Annotated in this window: 10 protein-coding genes and 1 pseudogene; all 11 read left to right on the top strand. The window is 61.9% G+C overall.

Annotated elements, in window-relative coordinates; all coding sequences use genetic code 11:
- Positions 1–155 precede the first annotated feature (155 nt).
- The 11 genes and pseudogenes from LOY70_RS03170 (at position 156) to LOY70_RS03120 (ending at position 10,435) form a co-directional block, all read left to right on the top strand.
- Entirely contained in the window at positions 156–1,061 is a 906-nt protein-coding gene (locus LOY70_RS03170; protein ID WP_265033248.1) for a zeta toxin family protein, read from the top strand.
- Positions 1,062–1,218: 157 nt separating this feature from the next.
- Positions 1,219–2,430 carry a precorrin-6y C5,15-methyltransferase (decarboxylating) subunit CbiE gene (gene cbiE, locus LOY70_RS03165; RefSeq protein WP_265033246.1) on the top strand — a complete coding sequence of 404 codons (1,212 nt, stop codon included), beginning with the start codon at positions 1,219–1,221 and terminating at the stop codon, positions 2,428–2,430.
- Positions 2,423–3,520 carry a cobalt-precorrin-5B (C(1))-methyltransferase gene (locus LOY70_RS03160; protein ID WP_265033245.1) on the top strand — a complete coding sequence of 366 codons (1,098 nt, stop codon included), beginning with the start codon at positions 2,423–2,425 and terminating at the stop codon, positions 3,518–3,520. The genes cbiE and LOY70_RS03160 overlap by 8 nt, the downstream gene beginning before the upstream one ends.
- Positions 3,517–4,245, top strand: coding sequence for a cobalt-precorrin-6A reductase (locus LOY70_RS03155; protein ID WP_265033243.1), 729 nt, complete (start codon positions 3,517–3,519; stop codon positions 4,243–4,245). The genes LOY70_RS03160 and LOY70_RS03155 overlap by 4 nt, the downstream gene beginning before the upstream one ends.
- A 192-nt stretch (positions 4,246–4,437) precedes the next feature.
- Positions 4,438–4,740: pseudogene (locus LOY70_RS03150) on the top strand (type II toxin-antitoxin system RelE/ParE family toxin).
- Positions 4,741–4,743: 3 nt separating this feature from the next.
- Complete coding sequence (locus LOY70_RS03145; protein WP_265033241.1) at positions 4,744–5,034, top strand: addiction module antidote protein; 291 nt, start codon at positions 4,744–4,746, stop codon at positions 5,032–5,034.
- Between the two features lie 222 nt (positions 5,035–5,256).
- The gene (locus tag LOY70_RS03140) at positions 5,257–5,661 is read left to right on the top strand and encodes a DUF2946 domain-containing protein (protein ID WP_265033239.1); all 405 of its coding nucleotides are present in this window, start codon (positions 5,257–5,259) and stop codon (positions 5,659–5,661) included.
- Positions 5,662–5,707: 46 nt separating this feature from the next.
- Positions 5,708–6,187 (top strand): copper chaperone PCu(A)C, encoded by a 480-nt coding sequence (locus tag LOY70_RS03135; protein WP_265033237.1) that lies wholly within the window; start codon positions 5,708–5,710, stop codon positions 6,185–6,187.
- Between the two features lie 39 nt (positions 6,188–6,226).
- The gene (locus LOY70_RS03130) at positions 6,227–6,655 is read left to right on the top strand and encodes a DUF2946 domain-containing protein (protein WP_265033236.1); all 429 of its coding nucleotides are present in this window, start codon (positions 6,227–6,229) and stop codon (positions 6,653–6,655) included.
- 83 nt (positions 6,656–6,738) lie between these two features.
- Complete coding sequence (locus LOY70_RS03125) at positions 6,739–8,865, top strand: TonB-dependent copper receptor (RefSeq protein WP_265033234.1); 2,127 nt, start codon at positions 6,739–6,741, stop codon at positions 8,863–8,865.
- Positions 8,866–9,055: 190 nt separating this feature from the next.
- Entirely contained in the window at positions 9,056–10,435 is a 1,380-nt protein-coding gene (locus tag LOY70_RS03120) for a PepSY-associated TM helix domain-containing protein (RefSeq protein WP_265033232.1), read from the top strand.
- Positions 10,436–10,555: the final 120 nt, after the last annotated feature.

Genomic DNA, 10,555 nt, shown 5'->3' with positions numbered 1-10,555 from the left:
TGCGTGAGCTTTCGCTTTCTTTTTCGTAAGAATTTTTACTTTAAAAAACAGCTACATATCTTGAAATCATGGCTCATTTGAAAAAGTCAGGAAATACCTATTTATTCAAAGAGCAGCCAATCAAGCCACCGCATCTTCGATAAGGACATCAAGATATGCCACCAACCTCGACTTACCCTTACACCCCAGAGCAGGTCACGAGCGCGTTCACTGAAATCACCGCAACGTTATTCAATGGCATCAAGGCCGAGACCGTTCCCAAAATGCTGATCACCGCGGGATCTCAAGGCTCGGGTAAAACCTATCTGCTGGAAAACACACTCCTGCCCTCCCGACGCTACGGCAACTACGTGCGCCTGTACCTGCCCGAGTACCGGGAAAAACACCCTCGATATGCAGAGATGATCAAACGCGGTGTCCTGCACGCCTATGAGCATACCGAGGCATTTGTTCGGGAAGTCAGTTCGAAAGTCTTCGAGGAGGCGTTCAAACGCAAATACAACATCATCATGGAATGTGCGTTCGACAGCATCGATTTCGCGGCCTTTCCACCCATGGCGACGGCAGCCGGCTATCAGTTCGAAACCCATATCATCGCGTGCAAGAAAGGCTTTGCCCATCTGTCGAGCATCAAACGCGTACTCAAAAGCCTGGAAAAACAGGAAATGGAGAGGTTTGTCTCGCTATCGGCACTCAATGCCAGCCTGGGTAACGCTCAGGCGACCATCCTGGCTTTCGAGACGGCGGCCAAGGCGATCAGCGGCTCGCAGATTTTCTTGTACGAGCGCGGGTTCGGTCCATTGAACGATCGGATCCTGCGTGTCCAAAGCACCTATACCAAAGACTCGGACGGGACCGTGGTCATCACTGGACCAAAGATAGTCTATGCCAGTGCCTTTGAAACCATCGTCAACAACCGCCTCCATCTCATAGGTGATCGCGAAGAAATGGCAAAGGAATGCCACCTGGCGCTGCTCAAGACCCAAGCCCACGCTGAACACGTGCCTGACTCTGTCTACAACGATCTGTATGCCTATATCCTCAGGTACGTGGCTCGGTAGCGATCTGCCTGGGCCCGTGATTTCAAATGCTCCAGCGCCATCGCGAACAGGTTCGCTCCACAGGTTCACGCCTAAATTGAAGGGGCGCGGTATGATGGCGGCCCGGTTCGTGGGTGCACCAGCCCATCGATAAAACACATCCATTCGAGGAACACAGATGAGCCCCTGGCTGACCGTAGTGGGCATCGGCGAAGACGGCTTCAAGGGCCTGGGCCGGACGGCCCGCCATGCCTTGCTGCGGGCGTCGCGCATTGTCGGTAGTGATCGACAACTGGCGCTGTTGCCGGTGTGCATCCGCGGCGAACGGGAACTGTGGCCCAGCCCGTTTTCCCTGGAGCCGCTGCTGGCGCGACAGGGCGAGTCGGTGTGTGTGCTGGCCAGCGGCGATCCGATGTTCTATGGCGTGGGCGCGAGCCTGGCGAAACAGGTGCCTGGCGATCAGATGCGGGTGATACCGACGCCATCGTCCTGTTCGTTGGCAGCGGCGCGCCTGGGCTGGCCGCTGCAGGACGTGGTCACGCTGTCGCTGGTGGCGCGCCCCCTGGCGGCGCTCAATGCTTATTTATCCACAGGCGTCCGGCTGTTGCTGCTGAGCAATGACCGCCATAGCCCTGCCGCCGTGGCGACGTTGCTGCGCGAACGAGGGTTCGGGTCCAGCGCCATGATCGTCCTGGAACACTTGGGCGGCGCGGCGGAACGACGGATCGAAGGCACTGCGACGCAATGGTCCGACCCAGCCGTCGCGGACCTGAACTTGATCGCTATCGAATGCCGCAGCGAACCCTCGGCGTTGCGCCTGTCACGCCTGGCCGGTTTGCCGGACAGCGCGTTCGAACATGACGGCCAGTTGACCAAACGCGACGTGCGCGCCATCACCCTCGCCCGCCTTGCCCCAACCCCTGGCGAGCTGCTCTGGGATGTCGGCGCCGGCAGCGGCTCCATCGGCATCGAATGGATGCGCACCCACCCCAGCTGCCGAGCCCTGGCTATCGAAGCCGACGAAGGCCGGCAAGGCTTGATCGAACGCAACCGCGACACCCTCGGCGTGCCCGGCCTGCAACTGATTCGCGGCAGCGCCCCGCAGGCGCTGGACAACCTGGAGCGTCCAGACGCAGTGTTCATCGGTGGCGGCGTCACCCGCGAAGGCGTGCTCGACGCCTGCTGGGCCCAACTCAAGCCCGGCGGTCGGCTGGTCGCCAACGCCGTAACCCTGCAAAGCGAAATGACCCTGATGCACTGGCGCGAACGTCATGGCGGTGAACTGACCCGCATCCACATCGCCCAGGCCCAGCCGTTGGGCGAGTTCGACACCTGGCGCCAGGCCTTGCCGATTACTTTGCTGGACCTGACGAAGCCCCTCGATGCGTGACGAAACCGCCGAACAACCCGCCCCCCTGCGCAGCGGCCTGACCACCGGCAGCTGCGCCACCGCCACCAGCCTGGCGGCGGCCCGGTTGCTGCTGGGCGGCATCCACGCCGATGCCGTGGAGATCGTGCTGCCCAAGGGCAAGCACGTGCAAATGCGCCTGGAGTTCTGCCGGAGGACCGCACAAGGCGCCGAAGCCGGGACGATCAAGGACGCTGGCGACGACCCGGACGTGACCCACGGCGCCCTGCTGTTTTCCCAGGTGCGCTTGATCGACGAACCGGGGGTGCGTTTCATTGCCGGGCGCGGCGTAGGGACGGTGACGCGCCCCGGCCTGGTGCTGGAAGTTGGTGAGCCGGCGATCAACCCGGTGCCACGTAAAATGATCAACGATCACCTGGGCCGTCTGGCCGAAGACAGCGGTTATGCCGGTGGCTTCGAGGTCACGGTCAATGTCGAGGGCGGCGAAGCCCTGGCGCTGAAAACCATGAACCCTCGACTGGGGATTCTGGGCGGCCTGTCGATCCTTGGCACCAGCGGCATCGTCCGGCCGTTTTCCTGCGCGGCCTACATTGCCTCGATCCACCAGGGCATCGACGTGGCGACAACCAACGGCTACCAGCATGTCGCCGCCTGCACCGGCAATGCCAGCGAAGACACCATGCGCCGGGTGTACAACCTGCCGGAAATCGCCCTGATCGAAATGGGTGACTTCGTCGGCGCCGTGCTCAAGCATGTGCGCAAGGTGCCGGTGGAAAAGCTCAGCCTCTGTGGCGGCTTTGGCAAGATCAGCAAACTCGCCGCCGGCCACATGGACCTGCACAGCCGTCACTCGAGCATCGACCTGCCCCAACTGGCCGAATGGGCAGCCGCAATCGGCGCTGATGAAACCCTGCTGCAAGGCATCCGCGCGGCCAACACCAGCCAGCAAGCCCTGGCGATGGCCAGCGCCGCCGGTATCGCCCTCGGCGATGCGGTGTGCGAACACGCGCTGGCCTTCGCCCGCAGCGTGGTGCCGGCCCAGGTCCAGGTCGAAGTCTTCGCCATCGATCGCCAGGGCGGGATTGTCGGCCACGCCGGAGACTTCCAATGAAACGCATCCTGCTGCTCGGTGGCGTCACCGAAGCCCTGGCCATCGCCCGCACCCTCGGCCCCCAGCACATCTACAGCCTGGCTGGCATCGGTCGCGTCCCCACCGACCTGACCTGCCAGGTCCGCGTCGGCGGCTACGGCGGTGCCGAAGGCCTGGCGCACTTCATTCGCGAGCAGGGTATCGACCTGCTGCTGGACGCCACCCACCCCTATGCCGCGCAAATCAGCCACAACGCCGCCCACGCGGCCCGCACCTGCGGCATTGCATGCTGGGCCCTGCGGCGTCCGGCCTGGCAACCCCAGGCTGGGGATGACTGGCGCGAAGTGGCCGATTGGGCCGAACTGATCCAGGCCCTGCATCCCTTCCGCCGCCCCCTGTTCACCCTCGGCCGCGAACCGCTGCAACACCTGCACGAAATTCCACCAGAGCAATTCTGGACCCTGCGCGCCCTGGATATTTATCCCGGCAATGAACGCTGCGAAGTCATCGGCGCCCGCGGGCCGTTCCACATCGAAGGCGAGCGCGAGCTGTTCGAGCGCCGGCGGATCGATGTGCTGGTCAGTAAGAACAGCGGCAGCACGGCTACTGAGCCGAAGCTGGAGGTGGCTCGGGAGCGGGGGGTGCCGGTGTTGATTTTGCGGCGGCCGGTGTTGGCGGGGGTGGATCGGGAGTTTGGAGAGCTCAATGAAATGCTGGACGCTTTATCCGTACAAAACGGGTTCTGAATTCAGCACATTCGCGCGACATTTCTGACAAGTTTTCAAGACGAAGCCGGCTGTTTCGTCCAAGACGTTCAATTCTATAGTTCCACGCCTTAATACCCACCGCAGCACCTGGCAGTCATTAAGCATGAGCGACCCGTCTCGTGCCGAGGAAAGTGCTGCTTGCCAATGTGTATCCCAAGGAATACGATCCAAATGATCGAATTTGAACAGTCCCGAGTATTCTCAAGCTGGCTTAACGGGTTGAAGGACATTGCTGGGAAAGCTCGCATCATTGCCAGGCAATGATCGGCAGAGCATGGAAATTTTGGTGATTGCGAACCGGTGGGTAACGCAGTGTATGAGATGCGTATTCACTCGGGTCCTGGCTACAGAGTGTACTTCTCCCGTCAAGGCTCCGTGCTTTATTTGCTGCTTGTGGGAGGTGACAAATCGACTCAGAAACGGGATATCGCACGCGCTGTTCAAATGGCGCAAACCATGGGTAATGAGGAGTGAATCATGACTGAAGAATTCACACGTTTCGATGCAGTCACCTACCTCAAGACGCCTGAGGAAATGGCCGCTTATCTGGATGCCTGTTTTGAAGAGGATGCGGGTGACGGCGTACTGGTTCGAGCAGCTCTTAACGATATTGCCAGGGCAAAGGGCATGACGCAGATTGCTCGTGATGCAGGCCTGGGGCGAGAGAGTCTTTACAAAGCACTGGGAAGTACGGGCAATCCGGAGTTCACAACTATCATGAAAGTCATGAAAGCTTTGGGCTTGAGGTTACATGCGACGGCCATTTGACAGAGGTTCCCTTCCCCTCCTGTATTGGAGTGATTGAATACCGATTGATCAAAAACACGCGACGAGGGAACTTGCTCCCTCGCCATAAAAGCACTCACTTGAAGATCTGTTGCTACTGTTAACACCAGCCCTGCGACCCTATACCGCACGCGGCCTTTTTACTTCTCAACCCCGATCAGGCTAAATACCGCCACCTGATCGCCCAACCGAGCGGATTGCCCCATGTCCCGACAACGGCTTGCATTTGCCTGGATCGCCTGCTTCGCAGTGCTGTTCAACATGCTTGCCATGCCGCTTTCCGGCAACGTTGGCGCGATGGCGAATGCCCAGGCGCCGTCGGAGCAGCTGTTGTGGGGCAGTTTCTGCTCGTCCAGCGGCACGAAAATGGTCGCGGTTTCCCTGGGTAAGCTCGAACAGGGCACGTCGCAGAAGGACACTCACTCGACGATGCAGCATTGCTGGTGCTGCTCAGGCGTCGCATCGCTGGTGGCACTCACCGGCCATGCCCCGCAGTTGTACCTGGATGCTCGGCCCAGCCATCGCGGCATTGCCCATTCGAAGCTCGACAGCCCCACGCCCCGCCAGCAATGGCCAAGCCTCAACCCTCGCGCCTCGCCTCTGGTTTGATTCTTTCCGCACACATCTGCGCCTGAATCGTTCTGGAGAATCACCCATGTTGAACAGACTCATCCTGCTGGCTGCCCTGCTGCTTCCCGTCGGCTTCGCCCAAGCACACCAATACAAGGTAGGCGAGCTTGAGATTGCCCATCCGTGGTCTCAAGAGTTACCGCCCAACGCGCCGACCGTGGCCGCGTATTTCGTGATTCATAACGGCGGCAGCACCGCCGATAAATTGCTCAGCGTCGACTCACCGATTGCCGGCAAGGCCGAGCTCCACGAGCATGTGATGCAAAACGACCTGATGAAAATGCAACCGGTGCCCGTCGTGGATATCGCCCCTGGTGCAACCGTCACGTTCGCGCCGATGGCGTATCACGTGATGCTGCTGGAGCTGAAGGACCGCAGCCTGCTCAGCGACGGCAAGCGCTTCTCCATGACCCTGCATTTTGAAAAAGCCGGGGATGTCACCGTTGAGGTTGCGGTGCAGAAAAAAGCCCCCGACGGCAGCAAAACCCAAATGCACATGCACTGATAGCACCTGCCCATGGGTCTTCCTCGCAACAGGTCCGCCATGCCCCGCCGCCAGCCCTTGAGCCTGGCACGCGGCAGTTGGCTCAGCCTGTTCGCCATGTTGATGATCTTTATCGGCCCACTGATTTCTCAGTCGATGCCGATGGATCAGCGCATGTCCGTGAGCATGAGCATGTCGATGGACATGAGCATGAGCATGAGCATGGACATGCCAGCGGGAGCCCACGCCGCGCATGAGGCGCCAGCCGCCGAACACTGCCCGCCCCAGAGCGAACATCACGCGCTGTGGGAAAAATGCGGCTATTGCAGCCTGTTGTTCAATTGTCCGGCACTGACAGGCGGCCATCGTTTTACCGCCTTCGATACACCGCTCGCCAACACCTACACCAGCCCCTCCCCGCGCCTGGGCCATGCCCGGCCAGCGTTCTTCCCGGGTGCCCGCACCCGCGCACCACCCTTCGCCGCGTAAATCCGACACTTACCTCACCCGGTCGCACAAGACAGCCTCAGGTTGCCCGACCGTGTCGTTTACGTCTGTTCGATGGAATCATCATGTCCAGGTTTTCTGCCGGCATCGCTTTGGGCATTGCCCAGGTTAGCTGCCCCCCGAACGAGCCCCGGGTTCGTTTGCGTCACACCGTCGCCGCACTGTGCGGCTTACTGCTTACACCCTACGCACTCGCCGATGAGCACGAGCATCACGAGAGCCCGGTCGAAGAACTGAGCCCGACGGTCATCACCGCCATCGCTCCCAGTTCACCCCTGACCGTCGTCACCAACCCCAGGGACCCGCGTCAACCGGTGCCGGCCAGTGACGGTGGCGACTACCTCAAGACCATTCCCGGCTTTGCCCTGGTGCGCAACGGCGGCACCAATGGCGATCCGGTGCTGCGAGGCATGTTCGGCTCGCGGCTGAACATCCTCACCAATGGCAGCATGCTGCTGGGTGCCTGCCCGGGACGGATGGACGCACCGACCTCCTACATCTCGCCGGAAACCTACGACAAGCTCACCGTCATCAAGGGCCCGCAAACCGTGCTCTGGGGTCCCGGCGCATCGGCCGGGACCGTGCTGTTCGAGCGCGAACCGGAACAGTTCGGTGAACTGGGCACCCGGGTCAACGCCAGTGTGCTAGCTGGTTCCAACGGCCGTTTCGACAAGGTCGTGGATGCGGCAGCGGGCGGGCCACGGGGTTACGTTCGGGTGATCGGCAACACCGCCCACTCGGACGATTACCGCGACGGCAACAACGACACCGTGCCGTCGCGCTACGACAAGTGGAACGGCGACGTGACCCTCGGCTGGACGCCAGACGCCGACACCCTGCTGGAACTGACGGCCGGCAAGGGCGACGGTGAAGCGCGCTACGCCGGGCGCGGTATGGACGGCTCGCAGTTCAAGCGTGAAAGCCTCGGGCTGCGTTTCGAGCGGTCAAACATCGGCGGGGTGCTGGACAAGGTCGAGGCCCAGGTCTACTACAACTACGCCGACCATGTGATGGACAACTACACCCTGCGCACGCCGTCCGGCACCGGGATGATGGCCGGGCCCATGGCCTCCAACGTCGACCGCCGCACCTTGGGCGCGCGCATCAAGGCCACCTGGCGTTGGGCCGATGTGCAGTTGATCAGCGGCCTGGACGCCCAGACCAACGAGCATCGCCAACGCAGCAGCATGGGCGTGGATACCTACAAGGATCTGCCGTACACCAAGGACGCTGACTTCCACAATTACGGCGTCTTCAGCGAATTGACCTGGTACGCCGCCGATCGCGACCGAGTGATCACCGGCGCCCGGATCGACCGCGCCTCGGCCAAGGATTACCGCCAGAGCATCGGTTCCGGCATGGCGGCCCGCCCCAATCCCACCGCCGACGACACTCGCGCCGACACGCTGCCCAGCGGTTTCGTTCGCTACGAGCACGACCTGGACGACAGCCCCACCACCCTCTACGCAGGCGTCGGTCACGCGCAACGCTTCCCGGACTACTGGGAGCTGTTCTCGCCGAACGCCGGCCCCAGCGGTTCGCTGAATGCCTTCGATTCGATCAAGCCGGAGAAAACCACCCAGCTCGACTTCGGCCTGCAGTACAAGACCGGAGCCCTCGAAGCCTGGGCGTCGGGTTATGTCGGGCAGGTCCGCGACTACATCCTCTTCGACTACACCCCCGGCATGATGGGCAGCACCTCCCGGGCCGAGAACATCGATGCGCGGGTCATGGGCGGTGAATTGGGTGCGGCCTACAAGCTGAGCGAGCGCTGGAAAGCCGATGCGACCCTGGCCTATGCCTGGGGCAAGAACAGCAGCGACGGTAGCGCCCTGGCGCAAATGCCGCCGCTGGACGCACGCCTGGGGTTGACCTACAGCGAAGACCGCTGGAGCGCCGGGGCCCTGTGGCGGGTGGTGGCGGCGCAGCACCGTGTCGATGAAAACAAGGGCAACGTGGTGGGCAAGGACTACGGCAAAAGCTCGGGCTTCGGCGTGTTCTCGCTCAACGGTGCCTATCGCATCAATCAACACTGGAAGGTCAGCAGCGGTGTCGACAACCTGTTTGGCAAAGCCTACGCCGAGCACTTGAACCTGGCCGGCAACGCCGGGTTCGGCTACCCGGCGAGCGACCCGCAGGCCATCAACGAACCGGGGCGCACGCTCTGGACGAAGGTGGATATGAGTTTCTAACCGGCACCGGAGATCCGTCAGCAAGGACACAAACTGTGGGAGCGAGCTTGCTCGCGATGGCGAAGGCACATTCAACATCGATGCAAGCTGAGCCATTGCTACCGCGAGCAAGCTCGCTCCCACAGGGTTCGATTCCACCTTGACTGACGGCACAACATAACAACCTATTTGCCCTGCGGAGTGCTTTCTGATGAGCCAACCGAAACCGAATTTCTACAACCTGGCCTGGCGCTGGCATTTTTATGCCGGGCTGTTCGTGGCGCCGTTCATGGTGATGCTGGCCCTGACTGGCCTCATCTACCTGTTCAAGCCACAGCTCGATCCACTGATGTACGGCAGCCTGCTGAACGTACCCGCCGGGCATCACACCCTGGCGGCGGACGACTTGCTCAATAAGGTCCGCCAGGCCTACCCCGAAGGCCAGGTCAAACAGTACCTGCCGCCGGTCAACGCCGAGCGCAGTGCGCAGTTCGTGGTCATCGACAAGGGCCGGGAACTGAATGTGTTCATCGACCCGTACCACGGCGACGTCCTCGGCGAACAGGACGCGAAGAACAACCTGCAAGCCATGGCCCGGGCGATCCACGGCGAGCTGCTGATCGGCACCGTCGGTGACCGGCTGGTGGAAATGGCCGCTGGTTGGGGCGTGGTGCTGGTGGTGTCGGGGCTGTTCCTGTGGTGGCCTCGCGGGCAATCGTCGGCCGGGGTGCTGTGGCCACGCTGGAGTGCTCGCGGTCGCGTGTTCTGGCGCGATCTCCATGTGGTCGTCGGCTTCTGGGGTGCGGCCTTGTTGCTGGTGATGCTGCTCAGCGGCATGACCTGGACCGGCTTCTGGGGCAAGCAATACGCCAACCTCTGGAACCGCTTCCCGGCGGCGATGTGGAACGACGTACCCAAGTCCGACGTCGAGGCCGGCAGCCTCAACAACGCCCACCGCCAGACCGTGCCCTGGGCCGTGGAAAATACGCCGATGCCGATGTCCGGCGACCATGCCGAGCACATGGGCCACGGTGGCATGCACGAAGGCCCCGCCGCCCCGACCGTCAGCCTGCAAGCCGTACAAGACATCGCCACCGAACGCCAGGTCACACCCGGCTACAGCATCACCCTGCCAACCACGTCCACCGGTGTGTTCACCGTCGCCGTGTTCGCCGACGACCCGCGCAACGACGCGACCCTGCACGTGGACCAATACACCGGCAAAGTCCTGGCCGACGTACGCTGGGCGCATTACAGCCTCGTCGCCCGCGCCACCGAAACCGGCGTGATGCTGCATGAAGGCAAGATGTTCGGCCCGCTGAACCAGATCATCGTGCTGCTGATTTGCCTGATGATTTTGCTCAGCGCCGTGAGTGGCCTGGTGATCTGGTGGAAGCGTCGGCCCCAGGGCAAGTTCGGCGTACCGCCGCTGCGTCACGACCTGCCGACCTGGAAGACCGGGGTCTTCATCATGCTCGCCCTGGCGCTGGTGTTCCCCTTGGTGGGGGCGTCGCTGGTGGTGGTGTGGTTGTTGGATCGGCTGCTGGTCCGCTTCAATCGCGAGCCTGAGGTGGCCTCATCTTCAAGCTGAGACAGTGCACTAACGGAAGGCGGCGCGAACGCTCTACTATCGCGCCCGCCATCTAAACGCAGACCCCGGCCCCCTGTGGGAGCGAACTTGCTCGCGAGGGCGTCAGCCCATCCAGCATTG

The sequence above is a fragment of the Pseudomonas sp. B21-054 genome (assembly GCF_026016345.1).
Classification (GTDB): Bacteria; Pseudomonadota; Gammaproteobacteria; order Pseudomonadales; family Pseudomonadaceae; genus Aquipseudomonas.
The sequence above is the reverse complement of the archived record's forward strand: the minus strand, read 5'-3'. Positions and strand labels throughout refer to the sequence as shown.

Bases quoted from the DNA above. Each gene is read 5' to 3' on its own strand.
- LOY70_RS03170 (WP_265033248.1), top strand. From the start codon at position 156: ATGCCACCAACCTCGACTTACCCTTACACCCCAGAGCAGGTCACGAGC.
- cbiE (WP_265033246.1), top strand. From the start codon at position 1,219: ATGAGCCCCTGGCTGACCGTAGTGGGCATCGGCGAAGACGGCTTCAAG.
- LOY70_RS03160 (WP_265033245.1), top strand. From the start codon at position 2,423: ATGCGTGACGAAACCGCCGAACAACCCGCCCCCCTGCGCAGCGGCCTG.
- LOY70_RS03155 (WP_265033243.1), top strand. From the start codon at position 3,517: ATGAAACGCATCCTGCTGCTCGGTGGCGTCACCGAAGCCCTGGCCATC.
- LOY70_RS03145 (WP_265033241.1), top strand. From the start codon at position 4,744: ATGACTGAAGAATTCACACGTTTCGATGCAGTCACCTACCTCAAGACG.
- LOY70_RS03140 (WP_265033239.1), top strand. From the start codon at position 5,257: ATGTCCCGACAACGGCTTGCATTTGCCTGGATCGCCTGCTTCGCAGTG.
- LOY70_RS03135 (WP_265033237.1), top strand. From the start codon at position 5,708: ATGTTGAACAGACTCATCCTGCTGGCTGCCCTGCTGCTTCCCGTCGGC.
- LOY70_RS03130 (WP_265033236.1), top strand. From the start codon at position 6,227: ATGCCCCGCCGCCAGCCCTTGAGCCTGGCACGCGGCAGTTGGCTCAGC.
- LOY70_RS03125 (WP_265033234.1), top strand. From the start codon at position 6,739: ATGTCCAGGTTTTCTGCCGGCATCGCTTTGGGCATTGCCCAGGTTAGC.
- LOY70_RS03120 (WP_265033232.1), top strand. From the start codon at position 9,056: ATGAGCCAACCGAAACCGAATTTCTACAACCTGGCCTGGCGCTGGCAT.